At 67.2% G+C, this 16,519-nt stretch carries 16 protein-coding genes and 1 pseudogene; 8 read left to right on the top strand and 9 right to left on the bottom strand.

The features are described from left to right. The first annotated feature begins 516 nt into the window (after positions 1–516). The 3 genes from ACFLIM_RS47105 to ACFLIM_RS47095 all read left to right on the top strand — a co-directional run bounded on the left by ACFLIM_RS47105 (position 517) and on the right by ACFLIM_RS47095 (position 3,605). Positions 517–1,464 carry an NmrA/HSCARG family protein gene (locus ACFLIM_RS47105; RefSeq protein WP_393176843.1) on the top strand — a complete coding sequence of 316 codons (948 nt, stop codon included), beginning with the start codon at positions 517–519 and terminating at the stop codon, positions 1,462–1,464. 57 nt (positions 1,465–1,521) lie between these two features. Beyond that, positions 1,522–2,586 carry an MBL fold metallo-hydrolase gene (locus ACFLIM_RS47100; RefSeq protein ID WP_393176841.1) on the top strand — a complete coding sequence of 355 codons (1,065 nt, stop codon included), beginning with the start codon at positions 1,522–1,524 and terminating at the stop codon, positions 2,584–2,586. Positions 2,587–2,747: 161 nt separating this feature from the next. Next, positions 2,748–3,605 (top strand): helix-turn-helix domain-containing protein, encoded by an 858-nt coding sequence (locus ACFLIM_RS47095; RefSeq protein ID WP_393176839.1) that lies wholly within the window; start codon positions 2,748–2,750, stop codon positions 3,603–3,605. Between the two features lie 82 nt (positions 3,606–3,687). Here ACFLIM_RS47095 and ACFLIM_RS47090 read toward each other — a convergent pair whose 3' ends face one another. The 3 genes from ACFLIM_RS47090 to ACFLIM_RS47080 all read right to left on the bottom strand — a co-directional run bounded on the left by ACFLIM_RS47090 (position 3,688) and on the right by ACFLIM_RS47080 (position 6,969). Continuing rightward, positions 3,688–4,545 carry an oxidoreductase gene (locus tag ACFLIM_RS47090; protein WP_393176836.1) on the bottom strand — a complete coding sequence of 286 codons (858 nt, stop codon included), beginning with the start codon at positions 4,543–4,545 and terminating at the stop codon, positions 3,688–3,690. A gap of 130 nt (positions 4,546–4,675) precedes the next feature. After that, complete coding sequence (locus tag ACFLIM_RS47085; RefSeq protein ID WP_393176834.1) at positions 4,676–5,524, bottom strand: NAD-dependent epimerase/dehydratase family protein; 849 nt, start codon at positions 5,522–5,524, stop codon at positions 4,676–4,678. A gap of 398 nt (positions 5,525–5,922) precedes the next feature. After that, positions 5,923–6,969: an integrase core domain-containing protein gene (locus ACFLIM_RS47080; RefSeq protein WP_393176831.1), complete on the bottom strand. Its 1,047-nt coding sequence runs from the start codon at positions 6,967–6,969 to the stop codon at positions 5,923–5,925. 125 nt (positions 6,970–7,094) lie between these two features. On the opposite strand from ACFLIM_RS47080, the gene ACFLIM_RS47075 reads away from it, so the two are divergent. Both ACFLIM_RS47075 and ACFLIM_RS47070 read left to right on the top strand, forming a co-directional pair. Next, positions 7,095–7,586, top strand: coding sequence for a helix-turn-helix domain-containing protein (locus ACFLIM_RS47075; protein WP_393176829.1), 492 nt, complete (start codon positions 7,095–7,097; stop codon positions 7,584–7,586). Continuing rightward, the gene (locus tag ACFLIM_RS47070; RefSeq protein WP_393176827.1) at positions 7,571–8,167 is read left to right on the top strand and encodes an integrase core domain-containing protein; all 597 of its coding nucleotides are present in this window, start codon (positions 7,571–7,573) and stop codon (positions 8,165–8,167) included. The genes ACFLIM_RS47075 and ACFLIM_RS47070 overlap by 16 nt, the downstream gene beginning before the upstream one ends. A 341-nt stretch (positions 8,168–8,508) precedes the next feature. Here ACFLIM_RS47070 and ACFLIM_RS47065 read toward each other — a convergent pair whose 3' ends face one another. The 4 genes and pseudogenes from ACFLIM_RS47065 to ACFLIM_RS47050 all read right to left on the bottom strand — a co-directional run bounded on the left by ACFLIM_RS47065 (position 8,509) and on the right by ACFLIM_RS47050 (position 11,512). Further along, complete coding sequence (locus ACFLIM_RS47065; RefSeq protein WP_393176825.1) at positions 8,509–9,243, bottom strand: TetR/AcrR family transcriptional regulator; 735 nt, start codon at positions 9,241–9,243, stop codon at positions 8,509–8,511. 24 nt (positions 9,244–9,267) lie between these two features. Continuing rightward, complete coding sequence (locus ACFLIM_RS47060) at positions 9,268–10,215, bottom strand: SDR family oxidoreductase (protein WP_393176822.1); 948 nt, start codon at positions 10,213–10,215, stop codon at positions 9,268–9,270. A gap of 331 nt (positions 10,216–10,546) precedes the next feature. Further along, positions 10,547–11,231 (bottom strand): annotated as a pseudogene (locus ACFLIM_RS47055) (response regulator). Then, positions 11,228–11,512, bottom strand: coding sequence for an ATP-binding protein (locus ACFLIM_RS47050; protein ID WP_393176819.1), 285 nt, complete (start codon positions 11,510–11,512; stop codon positions 11,228–11,230). Before ACFLIM_RS47050 ends, ACFLIM_RS47055 begins: the two are co-directional and overlap by 4 nt. Before the next feature lie 79 nt (positions 11,513–11,591). Here ACFLIM_RS47050 and ACFLIM_RS47045 point away from each other — a divergent pair, with 79 nt between their 5' ends. Continuing rightward, positions 11,592–12,233 (top strand): YceI family protein, encoded by a 642-nt coding sequence (locus ACFLIM_RS47045; protein WP_393176816.1) that lies wholly within the window; start codon positions 11,592–11,594, stop codon positions 12,231–12,233. Between the two features lie 94 nt (positions 12,234–12,327). Beyond that, positions 12,328–12,537: a hypothetical protein gene (locus tag ACFLIM_RS47040; RefSeq protein WP_393176814.1), complete on the top strand. Its 210-nt coding sequence runs from the start codon at positions 12,328–12,330 to the stop codon at positions 12,535–12,537. Between the two features lie 142 nt (positions 12,538–12,679). On the opposite strand, the gene ACFLIM_RS47035 is transcribed toward ACFLIM_RS47040, so the two are convergent. Further along, positions 12,680–14,605, bottom strand: coding sequence for a protein kinase domain-containing protein (locus ACFLIM_RS47035; RefSeq protein ID WP_393176812.1), 1,926 nt, complete (start codon positions 14,603–14,605; stop codon positions 12,680–12,682). 87 nt (positions 14,606–14,692) lie between these two features. Between ACFLIM_RS47035 and ACFLIM_RS47030 the strand changes: the two genes are divergently transcribed. Further along, positions 14,693–15,754: an integrase core domain-containing protein gene (locus ACFLIM_RS47030; RefSeq protein WP_393176850.1), complete on the top strand. Its 1,062-nt coding sequence runs from the start codon at positions 14,693–14,695 to the stop codon at positions 15,752–15,754. A gap of 243 nt (positions 15,755–15,997) precedes the next feature. On the opposite strand, the gene ACFLIM_RS47025 is transcribed toward ACFLIM_RS47030, so the two are convergent. Further along, positions 15,998–16,519: a DinB family protein gene (locus tag ACFLIM_RS47025; RefSeq protein WP_393176810.1), complete on the bottom strand. Its 522-nt coding sequence runs from the start codon at positions 16,517–16,519 to the stop codon at positions 15,998–16,000.

Here is a 16,519-nt window from a genome sequence, read left to right as displayed (position 1 = left end):
GACAGGCCGCGACCCGCGCACGGCGGCCCTCCCACGCCCAAAACCAGGCTGCCAACTGCGGGAACGGCCCTCATCGAGGAATTGGACCCCAAAATGATCAACAGAATTCACGCCGTGGATCCAGGCTAAGCGATCGCTCAAATCGACTTGTGCAGTCGCTCAATTCGATTGAGCGACTGCACAACATCGCTTGAGCGTCCGCTTAAGAGATGATCTTTGCTTATCAAAGACTTGCAGGTGAGACCGTCGGACGTGATTTTCGCACTCGCACCCACCGCGAACGCGGCATAGATCACTGGAGAGCCACGTACTGGGAAACCAGTCCGCGTGGTTCGGAGGGAGGCCGCGCGGAAAAGGGCCTGTCAAGCAGGAACCTCGCCGCGCGGCCCCACCCTGTTCGTTTGCGATGAGCCTCGCCCAATCCGTGCCTGGTTGCCCCTCCGGTGCGCTCGCACAATCGAGCCGTGACAGGGCACAAGGGCCCGTCGCATTGACAGGATATGGAGTGACTGAAAGATGTCCGAGAAGAAGATCATCGCGGTGGTCGGGGCCACGGGTGCGCAGGGTGGCGGATTGGCGAGCGCCATCCTGGCGGACCCGGACGGCCCGTTCGCGCTTCGCGCGATCACCCGCCGCGCGGGTACGGACAAGGCTCGTGCGCTGGCCGACCGCGGCGCCGAGGTGGTCGAGGCCGACCTCGGCGACGAGGCCGGCCTGCGCCGGGCGTTCGCCGGCGCGTACGGCGCGTACGTGGTGACGAACTACTGGGAGGGCATGTCCGCCGAGACAGAGCTGGCCCAGGCCCGCAACGCGGCGCGGGCAGCGAAGGACGCCGGGCTGCGGCATGTCATCTGGTCGACGCTGGAGGACACCCGCGCCCACATCCCGGTCACCGACGCGCGGGTGCCGGTACTCGAGGGGTCCTACACCGTTCCGCACTTCGACGCGAAGGCTGAGGCGGACCGGTTCTTCGTCGACCTCGGCGTGCCGACGACATTGCTGCGCACCACCTTCTACTGGGAGGCGTTCCTGCAAGGCTTCGCCCCCAGCCGCGACGACGCCGGCCGCCTGGTGCTGACCCTGCCGATGGGAGACAGCGCGTTGGCGGGAATCGCCGCCGAGGACATCGGCCGGGTCGCACTGGCGATCTTCGCCCGTGGCGAGGAGTTCATCGGCGCGGCGGTCAGCATCGCCGGTGAGCACCTGACCGGCGAGCAACTGGCCGCGGCGTTCGCCGAGCTGTACGGCGAGCCCGTGGCCTACCGGCCGCTGACCCACGACCAGTTCCGCGCGCTGGGCATTCCCGCCGCCGCGGAGATCGGCAACATGTTCCAGTACTACACCGAGGCCGCCGACGCCTTCACCGGCGCCCGCGACCTGGGCCTCGTCCGGGACCTGCACCCGGGCCTGCAGACCTTCCGCGACTGGCTGGCCGCCCACAAGGACGCTCTCACCGTCGGCTGAGACCACCAGACCGACCCCCGTGTGCGGTCCACCGCTCACCCTTCAACGGAGACAACCATGTCCGCATCCGACCACTCCTCGAGCCGGCGGTCGTTCCTCGCCCGCACCGCCGCCGTCATGGCCGTACCGTCGATCGCGGCGCTCGCGGGCGGCACCCTGGCCGAACCCGCGGCGGCCGAGACCACCCTGCCCGACTACGCGCCCGTCCCACCGTCGGCGCTCGGCCCCGCCCTCAACGAGCAGGGCTACTACGTCGGGCGGGTGGAGCGGAACCTGTACTGGGTCACCGACGGCACGTACCAGGCGGCGTTCCTGACCACCCGCGACGGCGTCGTGCTGTTCGACGCGCCCCCGACCATCGGGCACAACCTGCAGCGGGCCATCGACCAGATCGCCGCCGCCGACGGCGTGTCCAACAAGGTGACGCACCTGGTGTACTCGCACCACCACGCCGACCACCTGGGCGCCTCCTCGCTCTTCGGCCGCGACGTCGTGCGGATCGGCCATGCCGAGACCAGGAGGCTGCTGCTGCGCGACAACGACCCGGCCCGACCGGCACCCGACGTCACCTTCAAGGACCGCTACACGCTGCGCGTCGGCGGGCAAAGCATCAAGCTGGCCTGGCACGGCACCAACCACAGCCCGGACAACATCTACATCCACCTGCCCGACCACGACACACTGATGCTCGTCGACGTCGCGCTCCCCGGCTGGGTGCCCATCTACAACCTCAACCTCAGCGAAGACATCCCCGGCTTCATGGCCGCCCCGGCCACCGCCCTGTCCTATCCGTGGAAGCACTACATCGCCGGGCACCTGGGCCGGCTCGGCAACCGCGACGACGTGATCCTGCACCAGCAGTACGTCTCGGACATCGCCGCGAACGTGCGTACCGCCCTCGCCACCGTCGACCCGACACCGTACTTCGTGAAGTACGGCGCGAACACCTGGGCCGCCGTGAAGACGTACCTCGACGCCGTGACCGACTACGCCGCCGCACCGGTCGTCGCGAAGTACACCGGGGTGTTGGCCGCCGCGGACGTGTTCACCGCCAGCAGCACCCTCGTCATCCTGGAGTCGATCCGCCTCGACCTCGGCTTCGGCTCACAGATCCATCCGTAACGCGCCGACGAAAGCCACCGACGCCTCGGGCTTGCCGGTACGCCGGCGGCCCCGAGGCGTGCTGCGAATCGACTTCGATCACGCCTTAGCTGGTGACGCCCGGGTCATCCACGCACAGTCTGTGCCTGGCAAGGATGACGGCGAGGGCGATACTGGTAGATATGGACCGCAATGACCTGGCCGAATTCCTGCGAACCATGCGGGAGCAGCTGCGACCCCAGGACGTCGGCCTGCCGGCCGGCACCGCACGGCGCACGCCCGGGCTGCGCCGCGAAGAGGTCGCCCGGCTCGCGCACATCTCCGTCGAGTACTACGCACGGTTGGAACAGGCCCGCGGATCCAGCCCCTCCCGGCGGGTCCTGAGCGAGCTGGCCCGTGCTCTGCGCCTCAGCATGGACGAATGCGTCCACCTGTTCGAACTCGCCGGCGTCGCCCCGGAGTCGCCGGCCGGACCGCGCTCGGACGTGCCGCCCACGGTGCTCAATCTGCTGGAGCATATGACCGACATCGCGGCGTTCGTGGTCAACGCCCGCTACGACGTCATCGCCTGGAACCCGCTCGCCGCCGCGCTGTTCGAGGACTTCTCCGCCGTGCCACCGGCCCGCCGCAACCTCATCTACCGCCACTTCCTCCACCCCGACCCCGCCGCCCGGCACTACGGCATGACCGGCGCCGAGGAGTTCGGCCGGCTCGCGGTCGGCCAGCTCCGCGTCGCCGCGGGCCGCTACCCCACCGACCCGCAGATCCGCACCATGGTCAACACGCTGCACAAGGAGAGCGCCGAATTCGCCGAGCTGTGGGACGACCACCACGTCGAGAGCGGCTCCCACCACCACAAGATCATGCAGCACCCTGTGGTCGGCACGCTGCAGCTCAACTGCGACACCCTGGCCGTCCCCATGCGCGACCAGTACCTCGTCTGCTTCACCGCCGAACGCGGCAGCCCCTCCCACAACGCGCTCCGGCTGCTCTACGTGGTCGGCACCCAGGACATGACCTTGACGATGGACAACGGATGACACCGCGGCGCTTCACGCCGGTCGGCCTGCTTGCGAAGGGGGAGCTGGAACCGTGGACGCGACGCGGTAGGCCACGGACGACTCAAGAGAAAGCTGCATCGAGTTGGCCCATCGCGTCATCGTCGAGTTCGATGCGTTCGACGGCGACGTTTTCCCGCAGATGCTGAAGCGACGCGGTACCGGGGATCAGCAGCACGTTCTCGGAGAGCCCGGCGAGCCAGGCCAACGCGATCTGGGCCGGTGTGGCGCCGTACTCGTGGGCAAGCCGGATCACGGTCGGGTTGCCGAAGATGACCCCACGGCCTTGCCTCGGCCAGCCCAGCGGGACGTACGGCACGAACGCGATCCCGCGCCGGACGCACTCCCACAGCACCGGCGTTGAACTGCGATCGACCAGGCTGAACGAGTTCTGTACGCAGACGACCTCGGTGACGGCCAGCGCCCGCTGGAGGTGGGCGAGTCGGACGTTGCTCAGACCGATGCCGGCGATCAGTCCGTCGTCCCGCGCTTTGATCATTGCCGCGAGCTGCGCGTCGAACTTCGTGTCCGGATCGGCGGAGTCCATCAGACGAAGGTTGACCGCCGCGAGCTGATCGATCTGGAGTGTCCGCAGGTTGTCTTCGATGCCGTGGCGTAGCTCGTCCGGTGCGTCGTAGGCCAGCACGGCACCCGAATTGTCCCGGCGTGCGCCGACCTTGCTGACGATCACGAGGTTATCGGGGTACGGGTACAGCGCCTCGCGGATGAGCTCGTTGACGATGGTAGGCCCGTAATACTCCGCCGTGTCGATGTGGTTGACCCCGGCCTGAACCACCGTTCGCAGCACGGCCAATGCTTCGTCCCGGTTGCCGGGTGGCCCGAAGACGTCTGGACCGGCCAGCTGCATGGCGCCGTATCCGACGCGTGTGACGGTGGACCGACCTAGGTGAAACGAACGCATGGTCTCTCCTGAGACTCGGTGGGCACGTCGCATCCGCCTGTTCAAGCCGACGGCACGGAGCCGTCCCGTCGGAGCATGCGGACCATGGGCGGTCCACCGGTGACCGCCCACGCCCACAAAACGGTGGCGTTCAGTTCGCGGCCAGTTCCTCGAGCACGGTGGGCCGGCTGGGGCTCCACCCGAACCGCTGCTTCGCCCGCGTACCCTGCGCCTGCTGATCGAGCAGAAGTGCTTCGGCGAACAATTCGCCCAGTCGTGTGCGGGTCTCGTCGGCGGACTCCGGCGCCAGGGTGCCCTCGGGACCGACCGCCGCCTGTGCCATCTCCCGCACGGTGGGGTTGACGCCGGAGGCCGCGATGTAGAGCTCCCCGCCGGGAGCGCGTTCGAGCACGTCGACGTAGAGTTCCGCGAGGTCCTCGACGTGGACCGTGGACCAGTGCTGTTCTCCAGAGCCGATGAGCGGCAACGCTCCATCCTCGGTACGCGGTCCGTAAGTGAACATCCCGGCCGGAATGCCCTTGCCGTGGCCGTACACCACCGACGGCGAGATCACCGAGGCCTTGAGGTCCGACTCGAGAACCCGCCGCTGCCGCTCAACGCGCCATGCGGTGAGAGCGGCAGACCTGTAATCGCTCTCCTCCGTGATGTCTGGGTTGTCGCCCCAGGTCCAGATACCGCCGGTGTAGACGAACGGCTTGTCGGTGCCCTCGAATGCCGTCAGCACAGCAGCGATCAACGCGTCGTCACCATCCTGGCCGAGCGCGGCGAGGTGGATCGCGCCGTCCGCGCCGCGCAACTGCCCGGTCAGCCACGCCACGTCGGTCACGTCACCGACGACCGCCTCGGCGCCGGCGTCGGTCGCCGCCTTCGCCGACTCGTCGCTGCGGACGACCGCACGAACCAGGTGTCCACGCGAGCGAAGGACCTGAAGGACGGAAGTACCGATGTATCCGGTACCACCAGTGATCAAAACGTTCACGCTAGCCCCCTTTTCGAAGCTTCAACTGATGTACGGCCGGCCCGCTGAACCTTCACGTCAGCTGTGACCTGCGCCGTTTCGGATGCCGCTCATCGGCCGGCTCAACTCAACACTTCCAGCCGGCGCAGTCGGCATCCAGGCCCAACAAGTGCCTGGCTCGTCCGACGGCCCACGCAGCGCGGTGACCGAGACCGCTCGGCCATGGTGCTCGGGCCCGATAGCGTCCGCGCTGCCCGTCCACACGCCGATGTCATGGCGGCAGGTACTGGCGAGGATGCCCTGGCCTTGGGCGATCGCGGCCTTGTCCCACGGATGGCGTTGCTGGTCGGCGAGAGGTATGAGTCGCCCTGTCCCGCTCGAAAATGGGATCGTGCTCTGGCCTGGGCTTCTCTGCTGACTCAAGCGGCGCGGGTGTACTCGTTGATGAGGCCGCCGAGGATCGGTTTGCGCCGGATGCGTCGCGCATCAAGGTCGTCAGCAAGCAGAGGCGTGTCCACGCGACCCTCCGGCGGGCATTGCCGCAGGGACTGGTGCGGCCTATGGGAGTTGTCATGCAGGGCATACTCCTTCAGCACCGCACGCAGGTGCCCCTGGTTGTAGATCAGCATCCGATCCAGCAGCTCCCGGCGTAACGTGCCCACCAGGCGCTCGCAGATCGCGTTGGCTCTCGGCGCGCCAGGCGGACTCCTGACCATCTCCATGCCCTCGGCTTCGAAGACCGCATCGAAGCCGGCGGCGAACGTGCTGTCGCGGTCCCGGAGTAGGAATCGCAGCGCATCCATCCGCTCGCCCAGGTCCATCGCCAGGTTACGCGCCTGCTGAGCAACCCAGGCACCAGTCGGTTGCGTGGTCACCCCGGCGATGTGCAGGCGGCGGGTCCCCTGCTCGACGAAGATCAGAATATAGATCCGCCGGAGCAGCACCGTGTCCACGGTGAGAAAGTCACACGCGAGAATACGGTGGGCCTGGGCCGACAGGAACTCCCGCCAGGTCGGGCCCGATCGGCGCGGCGCGGGGCCGATCCCCGCGGCGTTCAGGATCTCCCACACAGTGGAATAAGCGATCTTGTACGCCAAGCGCGACAGCTCGCCTTGGATCCGCCTGTGCCCCCAGCTCGGGTTGTCGCGGGCCACGGCCAGGATCAGCTTCTTGACGGACACCTGCGTCGGCGGACGGCCGGGACGGTGCCGGTGATGGCAGGTCCATTTTCTGGCGACCAGCAGCCGGTGCCACCGCAACAGCGTGCCCGGCGTTACCGGGAACACCGTCGCCCAGCCGACCCGGGGAATCTGCCGGGACAGGGCCGACAACCATAATCGATCGGCGGCCTCGCAGCGGGGACGGGTGATGTGACGGCGCAGCACCGCGTTCTCGTGCCGCAGCACCAAAAGCTCGGCGTCCTTGGACAACTCGGAGCGAACCAGCACGACGATCAGCTCCAGCACCCTGTGGGGCTCAAGAACTCGAATCACTACCAGCGCAGAGCCCCTCGTCGGGTGGGCGGAAGGGCCCAGGGCACCGAGCGGCCAGCCCGGGTCGGCTGGGATCATATATCGTGATCTTGTCCACGGTGTACGCCATCACCCGGCGCCTGCTCTCTTTGCCCGCACTGCTGCTACGCCGCGACGTCTCCAAGGAGGCGGAACTGCTGGTGCTCCGACATCAGAACGCGGTCCTACGCCGCCAGGTCCCACGGGTGCGGTACGAACCAGCTGACCGCCTGTGGCTTGCGGCACTTTCGCACTTGATACCCCGTCAGCTCTGGGGGAAGATCTTCCCAATAACCCCGGCCACACTGCTGGCCTGGCACCGCACACTCGTGGCGAACAAGTGGGACTACAGCAACCGTCGCCGTCCCGGACGGCCATCCACCGCGGCTGCGGTCAAGGCCCTCATCCTGCGCATGGCCACGGAGAACACGGAGTGGGGCCACCGACGCATCCATGGTGAACTGACCCGCCTCGGCCACCAGATCTCGGCATCTACCGTCTGGAACATCCTGAACCAGGCCGGGATCGACCCCGCTCCGCGCCGCAGCGGGCCGACATGGAAGCAGTCCTGACCGCCCAGGCCGAGCACATCGTCGCCATCGACTTCCTGCACGTGGACACCGTCAACCTCACACGCCTGTACGCCCTGATCATGCTCGAACACGGCAACCGCCGCGCCCACCTGCTCGGCGTCACCGCCAACCCCACCGGGCCGTGGACCGCCCAGGCCGCCCGCAACTTCCTCATCAACACCGCCACCGACACCGACATGCAGAAGCTGAAGTTCCTGATCCGCGACCGCGGCGGCCAGTTCACCGAAGCCTTCGACACGGTCTTCGCCGACGCCAGCCTGCGCGTCCTCAAGAGCCCACCGCAAGCCCCGAAAGCGAACGCACACTGCGAAAGGATCATCGGCACCCTACGCCGCGAACTCCTGGACAGCATGCTCATCCTCAACGAGCACCATCTCCGCCGAACCCTCACCCGCTACCTGGAGCACTACCACACCGCCCGACCTCACCGCAGCATCGGACAGTTGTCCCCAGCGCAAGCCGAAACCAGACCGCCCACCCCCATCGGCCTGACCACCCAACGAGTACACCGCAGAGCCATCCTCGGCGGCCTCATCAACGAGTACCAGATCGCCAGCTGAAACCACCGAGAATCGGCAGGGTCAGGTCAGACACCGAATCCTATTATTGAGCCCCACACGCTGCGTCCTGTCCCAAATCCAATCACGGATCCCGAGCGAATCATCGACCTGAACATACGCCGACGAGACCGGCTCGGCGGCGTCCGCCACGAGTACTCACATGCGGCTTGACCTGCACGGATGGAGTTTTCGGCAGGCGCAAGGTCAGCAGGATCAGCCAGCCCACAACTCGGATGAAGATCAGGTAGAGCAGACGGAAGCACACAAGGAGCGAGGATAAACCGCAGGTCAACCACCGTACACGGGTATTGGCACAGCACACGCAGGTCAGCGGCCTGCGCTCAGCCGTCACCCGCGATCGTGGGCCAAGCCATGTCCTTCTCAGTTCGGATCGAATCGAACCAGGCACGCGACATCTTCATGTCGGCGAGCACGGCCGAGCCGTGGGGTACACCGAGGATCCGCTCGACCGCCCACATATACCCGGCAACGGTCCGCTCCACCACCGTCATGTCGACATCGCGATCTTCAAGCGCGAAGAACTGATCCGCGAGGTCGTCGTTCAGATCTTGGATCAGCGTAGCCAAGACACGAATGATCGCCTCGGGATCGGGAATCACGAACACCCCCTCGTCCATGCCTTGCCCGAGGATAGGCCGCAACAGGTGGGTGAGCTGATCGATGATCCCCATGCGGACTCCCTGACGAACACGCGCATTGCCGTCGGAGTACCAGACCCGCAGGGTGCTCACCAGAACCTCGCGCCGCTGATCTTTGCGTGCCATCAGTTCAGCGAGGACGCCGCGCAGCTTGCCCGTCGCGGACAGTCCGGGGTCTTCGACGATCGGCTCAAGGAGCGCCGCCACGGCTTTCCCGAAGCGTTCAACCACAGCCCGGAGCAGCTCCTGCTTCGATCCGAAGTAGTGGTAAAAGGCACCCCGGGAGGTGCCGACCTCATCCAGCACATCCTGGATACTCATCTGCTCGTAGCCCTTGGACTCGATCAATCGTTGAGCAGCGTCGAGGAACTCGTCGCGGCGGCGCGCATACGCCGCCGCATTTACTGTCCGCGCCATATCGGAATCACTTGTGTACGCGCGTCAGTGGGCATAGGGGCGTTCGATGAGGCCACCCGAACTGGCGCGTGCACGTAAGTAGTCATCGAAGGTCACCGTACCCCGGTCGCCGTTGGTGAGCAGGTGGTCGCCGAGACCGAATGCCGCCCCCACGCGTCCCGGCACTGGGATCTTGACGACTCGGCGGCGCCGACCCGCCGTGGCCAAGTACGCGTGCATCAAGTCGGCCATGGACTCCACGTGCGGCCCTCCGAGCTCGCGGGCCCGGCCGGCGGGCGGCCCCAGAATCAGCTCCATCATGCGGTCGGCGACATCACCCACATCCACTGGCTGAAAGAGCGCCCCACGTGGCACTATCGCGATCGGCCCCTTGGCCAGCCTCATCAAAAACATTAACAAAAGGTCATGGAACTCGGTGGCACGTAGCACCGTCCACGGCAGCCCCGACTCCTCGACCACACGCTCGGACTCCAGCTTGGCTCGAAAAAACCCGAACGGCACCCGGTCCACCCCCACGATCGAGACGTAGACCAGGTGCGGGCGCGCGTCTCCCAAGGCATCCAGCAGTCCTTGGGTCTGCGCTACATCACGCTGCGGGCGGCGGTAGTCAGCCGCACTCGCGCAATGCGCGATCACATCGACACCGTCGACAGCGGCGGCAAGGCCCTCTCCGGTCTCTAGATCACCCCGTACGAACCCCGACCCTTCGGGCCGTCGCCGGCTCAGCACGCGGACCTCGGCCCGGCCATCCAGCCGTCGCACCAGTTCGCGCCCCAGCACGCCGGTGCCACCAGTAACTAACACTTTCATCGACCCGGCGGACCTCCCTTCATAACCGTCGCTAGGTTGACGTTCCGCCACACAATAATAAACCGTCTGTCGGTCTATTATGATATGGGGCGGCTGGGCGCAGACCGCGTGCGCTGACAATTCCTGTCTGCCGCCGGCATCGTGGATGCCACCTGTGTTCACCCGCGCGCCTTGCTCGACTGCCCTTTGCGTGCGCGGTTTGTGCGCGGAGGCTGGGTAGCGGACTCCCGCTCTGCGGGCTTGGCGCTGCTGGACGAAGACGTCACCGCCCCTGTAGGGCCCACGTGGCAAGCACAACCCCGGCTGTAGAGCGGTCCGGCACGGCTGCGACGCTGGGTCGGTGGCGCTGGGCGGCCGCCGGCTGCCGATTCGCCCGTCGCGGGTGCGCACCGCCAATGGCAGTGGCGAGGTCGGCACCCCCGCCTATGAGCTGTTCTCTCCACAGAGATCCTCGATGAGATGGCCGTGCACTCCAGTGCCAAGTCAGTAGGAACTACACAATGCATCGCCTGGGTGGGTGGGTATCGCGAGGGTTGACTAGGCCGGACTGGTAGGCGAAGACGACGAGCTGGGCGCGGTCGCGAGCATGCAGCTTGGTCATGGCGCGGCTGATGTGGGTCTTGGCCGTGGCCGGGCTGATCACCAGGTGGGCGGCGATCTCGTCGTTGGACAGCCCGCGTGCGGCCAGTACGGTCACCTAATGCTCGCGCTCAGTGAGCTGGTCCGCCCCTGCTGGGGGCTGGTTGCGGGCGGCGGGAGACGAACTCGGCGATGAGGCGGCGGGTGATGGCCGGTGCCAGCAGTGCTTCCCCGCGGGCGGCCACCCGGATCCCGTGCAGCAGGTCGCCCGGCTCGGTGTCCTTGACAAGGAAACCGGTGGCACCGGCACGCAGGGCTTCGTAGACGTACTCGTCCAGCCCGTAGCTGGTCAGGGTGATCACGTGGACGCCGGACAGCTTCGGGTCGGCGGCGATCTGCCGGGTGGCCTCGATGCCGTCCATGCCAGGCATCTGCACGTCGATGAGGGCGACGTCGGGCAGGTGCGCGCGGACCAGCGCCAGCCCTTGGGCGCCGTCGGCGGCTTCGCCGACCACCTCCAAGCCGTTTTGGGCCTCCAACAGTGCGCGGAAGCCGGCGCGGATGAGGGGCTGGTCGTCGATGAGGATGATACGGATCACGAGAGGTCCTCGGTGGGGAGTTCGGCGCGGGCGGTGAAGCCACCGTGCGGGCGAGGACGGGTGTGCAGTCTTCCGCCGAGCGCGGTGACACGCTCGCGCATGCCGGTCAGGCCGTTGCCCGGGACGGGCGGGCAGGCTGGTGAGGCCAGGCCGTCGTCGTCGATCTGGACCGTCAAATCCTGCGCGCCGTAGGTGAGGGTTACCGTGGCCGTGGCGGGCCCGGCGTGCCGAGAGACGTTGGTCAGCGCCTCTTGGACGATGCGGTAGGCGGCGCGCTCCACGTGAGCGGGCAGGCATGGCCGGTGACCGTCACCGTCGTGGGCAGCCCTGCCGAGCTGACCCGGCGATGAGGTTGTTCAGGTGGTTCAGGCCGCTGCCTGCGGGCTCGTCCGTGTCGCGCAACACCTCCAGGGTGGCGCGCAACTCCCGCATGGCCTCAAGCTCGGCGAGCTGACCGGTGACTACGTTCTCGACACCGCCCATACCCGGATCAGGTTCGTCGCCCGGCACGCGATGGCCACCAAGGTGCGCGGGCAGTTCGACGAGTTCGAGGGCGGCGCGTACCTGAACGGCGACGACCCGTCGAAGTCGAGCGCCCAGCTCACGATCCAGGCGAAGAGCATCCAGACCCGCAACCGGCAGCGCGACGAGCACCTGCGCAGCAAGTTCCTGGACATGGACGACCACCCGGCCATCACCTTCGCCTCGACCAAGGTGAAGCAGGTCGGCGAGACCAACTTCAAGGTCACCGGTGACCTGACCATCCGCGGCGTGACCAAGCCGGTCACCGTGGACTTCGAGCTGACCGGCGCCGAGAACGACCCGTGGGGCGACTTCCGGGTCGGCTTCGAGGGCAGCGTCACGATCAACCGCAAGGACTGGGGCGTGAACTGGAACGCCGCGACCGGGGTCCTGGTCAGCGAGAAGGTGACGCTGAAGTTCGACGTCTCCGCGATCCGGCACGCCCCGACCGCATCCAACGCCGACTTGCCCGGCCGATAGCCATAGGAGTCCGGATGGAAGATCGGCTCGACCTTCGGTGCTCCAGATACATCCACACCACCGTCTTGGCCACCCGGTCGGCCACGGTCGGCTCTTGCGGGACTACCTCGCGGTGCTCGACCGGGAGGAGTGGTGCCAGACGGTTCGCGCGAACCTCGACCGAGCCGACGACTTCTACGCCTGGTTCGCCGACAACGTGGCAGCCCTGCTGCGCCGCGAGCCTTCACGGGTAAGGAGACGTGAGCCGCAACGTACGGGTGCGGTGGGCTGTGAATGTGGGACGGTCGGGCGCTCGGGCTCGTGAGCCGGCCGGGGCGGCGGCGCACGCTGGAGTGCCGATCACGCCGCGGGGGTGCGGGGCCGGGAATTCCGATCCGGCCGGCCAGGGCTTCGACGGTCCGGCCTCCCCCACCGCCCAGGACGCGAACGCCCACCGCACGATGTCACTACCGGGCCTCGATCGGGATGCCCCGGAACAGGCCGATGCCGGGGATGTCCACGCTCGCATCCTCGGCCGTTGGCGCCACGTCGGTGAAGGCGTTGTAGAAGGACGCGGTCTCGCCGCTCGTCCAAGCCCTGCCGCGCAGGTCCGAGCACAGACAGCCGGCATCGTTGCTCGCGGTGGCGTGCCTGCCGCCGGTGGCCGGATCGATGAGAACGACGGCGTCGGTGCTGTAGGTGGGCAGACCCACGTTCTTCCCGAAAGCGGACCCTGGCTCCCACCTGCCGCCCGCGTTGTTCGCGGAAACGAACTTCACCGACCATTCGAGCGTCACGGTCTTGCCGTCGCGGCTCAGCGAGTCGATCCGTACCTGCAGGTTGTAGCCATTCCTCGGCACGTCACGCTGAGCCAGCGCGCCGCCCTGCGACAACCGATCGCCCGGCCCTCCCGGCCAGAGCACGACGAGCAATACCGCCGCCGTCACAGCGACGGCGGCCAGAACCGCGGCCACGGGGATCCATCGCCGCCGCCTCCTTCGCAACGCCTCGGCGGCGATGATCGTCCCGGATCCCTCGACAGGAGTCCAGATCTCCTCGACGACTTCCGTGGCGCTCTGGACCGTTACCCTCTCCCGGCCGAGCAGCCGGTCCAGCAACTGCTGTGAGGAAGGACGGCGGCTGGGATCCTTCTCCAGCGCGTACTCCACGACAGGACGCAGCCGGTCGTCCAGGCCATCCAGCCGTGGCGCATCGTGGACGATCCGATACATCAACTCAGCGGCGCCGCCCAGGCCGAAGGGCGGGCTGCCGGTCCCCGCATAGGTGATCACGCCGCCCCAGGCGAACACGTCGGTCGCGGGGCTCACCCGCTCTCCTCTGGGTTGCTCGGGGGCCATGTAGGCGGGTGTGCCGATCAACGACTGGGTGCCCAGGGTGTCGGCGAGCTGAGCGATGCCGAAGTCGATGACGCGGGGCCCGCCGAGAGGGCTGAGCAGGATGTTGGAGGGCTTGAGATCGCGGTGGATGACCTCGGCCTGGTGAATGGCGACGAGGGCGGTGGCCACACCGACCGCGAGCGCCTCCAAGTTGGCGCCCACGAACGGTCCCTGCGCCTCGACCACGGCAGCCAGGTCGGGACCTTCCACGTACTCGGTCACGAGGTACGCCAGCCCATTGTCCACACCGGAATCCAGCACGGGCGCGGTGCAGAACCGTGCCACCCGCCGGGCCGCCTCGGCCTCCTTGTCGAAACGCCGCCGGAACTCCTCCTGAAATGCTCGGTCCGGCTTCATCACCTTCAGCGCGACACGCCGCCCCGAAGGATCACTCGCCAGGTACACCACGCCCATACCGCCCTCACCGAGCCGCCGGACAAGGGTGTAGGGGCCGACCGTCCTCACAGACGTCGTCCTGCCGTCAACATCCATGTGGTCAGCCTTCCCGATCTTTGGACCGCCCGCAATTACAGAATCAATGCCGGTATCTGGTGATCGGTAAGTGTCCTTTACGGTTTGCGTCCCACGCCACAGACCGCGTTGATCACTTCCGACGGCGGCTGTTGCGTCCCCGGCGGCGGTCGCCGGAGCGGCGCGGAGACCACGCCTGGCTCCACGAGCTCGAGCCCCCTCGAAGTAGCCGGCCAGCTGCTCGGGGCTGCGCAGCGTGTAGGGGAAGGCGGCCCGCTCATTGTAGAAGCTCACCGCCCCCACCAGCGCCGGATTGACGTTGACACCGTCAGACAGCGCCAGATGGCTGCCCGGTGGCAACGCCGCGACATATCGGCGGACGGGGTCGGGATCGCGCACGTCGGCGTCGATGTAGTCGGTCATGCCCTCCGGGCTGCCGGCAAGCAGGATGCGGGCGTGCACGAGCACCAGCGGGTCGTTGTCGACGTAGACGACGCGGGACTCGGGGGCGATACGCTGCGCCACTTCTTGGGTGCTGTCGGCGATGGGCAGGCCTGTCCGGTGCCAGAACTGATGCAGCGGGTCTGACCTGGTCTTCTAGGCTTGACTCTCGTGCTGTTTCGACTTCTGTATCTGCTGGTGGTCAGGGTATTCGGCTGGCTGGTGCTGCTCACACGGGGCAGCGCTTCCAAAGAGGTGGAGATCTTGGTGTTGCGGCATGAGATCGCGGTGCTGCGTCGCCAGGTCGCCCAGCCCAGGCCGAACTGGGCCGATCGGGCGCTGCTGGCCGCGCTGGCAAGGCTGTTACCCGCTCGCCTTCGACTGCATCGCATCGTGACGCCCGGCACGCTGCTCGCCTGGCACCGCAGGCTGGTCAAGAAGAAGTGGACCTACCCCGCCAAGCAGGGCCGACCCCCAATCTCCGAAGAGATCCGCGATCTGATCGTCCGGTTGGCGCGGGAGAATCCACGATGGGGACACCGGCGCATCCAGGGCGAGCTCCTCGGTCTCGGATACAGCGTGGGGGAAGGGACGGTCCGCCGGGTCCTGGCAGCGGCGGGATTGGGGCCCGCGCCGCGCCGGGCCTCACCGACCTGGCGCCAGTTCCTCACCTCTCAAGCCTCCGGCATCCTGGCATGCGACTTTCTCCACGTCGATACGGTGTTCCTCAAGCGCCTGTACGTGTTGTTCGTCATGGAGATCGAAACGCGGCGCGGGCACATCCTCGGTGCCACGGCTCATCCGAGCGGTGCCTGGACGGCGCAGCAGGCACGCAATCTGCTGATGGAACTGGGCGAGCGAGCCGACGCCTTCCGGTTCCTGATCCGGGACAGGGATGGCAAGTCTGGCAGAGCATTTGACGAGGTGCTCGTCGGCGCGGGCGTGCACGTCCTGAAGATTCCGCCGCGCTCGCCACGGGCGAACGCGTTCGCCGCGCGGTTCGTCGGCACACTTCGGCGCGAATGCCTCGACCACCTGATCATCTACGGTGAACGGCACCTGCGTACAGTTCTGGCCGCGTATGAACGCCACTTCAACCAGCATCGCCCGCATCAGGGCCGTTCGCTCCGCCCGCCGATGCACGACTCCAGCGAAGTGATCGACATGACCGTCCGGATCCACCGTCGAAGGACTGTCACTGGACTGATCAGCGAGTACCGCAGGGCAGCCTGACCGCCCTGCAAACGCCCAGCTCAGCAGCAGTATCCGCGTTTTGGCACCGCACAACCTCGTGACCAGGGCTGTGTTGCCCGGAGTACGGGACCGAGTAGGTCGTCGGTGCCGAGCGTCAGGCGACGGCGACTATTGCACTGCCGGATGCGGGCATGGTGCCGAGGGCGGCGCAAAGCCGTTCGCGAGGGCGTAACGGTGACGCCTGTGCGCGTGACGCCTGCGCTACGAAACGGACCTCGCCCGCTACCAGCCCCGCTGGCCGTCCAGGAGTTCGCGTAGCAGGTCCGCGTGTCCGGCATGTCGGCTGATGTCCATCGTCACGTGCACCATCGCCCATCGCAGGGTGTAATCGCCCCTGGTCTGGGCGCCGATACTGTCGAGTTCGAGGGATTCGATGACCTCGTCACTGGCGCTGCAGGCCGTGCGGTAGCGGCCGAGCAGGCTATCGAGGTCGTCGTCCTCGGTGACCCGCCAGTCGCCGTCCGGGTCGTCGGCTCCGAACGGCATCGGGTGCTCCTGGCCGCCGAGCACGATGCCGAACCAGTGCTGTTCCACTGTGACGAGGTGGGTCAGGAGGCCGCCCATGCTGATCTCGGATGGCACCAGCCTGGCGCGCAGGTGCGATTCGGACAGGCCGGTCGCCTTCGCCGCGATCGTCGCTCTGGCGAAGCGCAGCCAGGCCCACAGCATGTCCTTCTCGCCGAGCCGGTGGCCAGGGATCCGGCGCTCGTGGGTGTGCTGAGCGACGGGGACGTGGTGTGCCAT

Source organism: Nonomuraea marmarensis, assembly GCF_043197025.1.
Lineage (GTDB): Bacteria > Actinomycetota > Actinomycetes > Streptosporangiales > Streptosporangiaceae > Nonomuraea > Nonomuraea marmarensis.
This window is presented reverse-complemented; position numbering and strand designations above follow the sequence as displayed.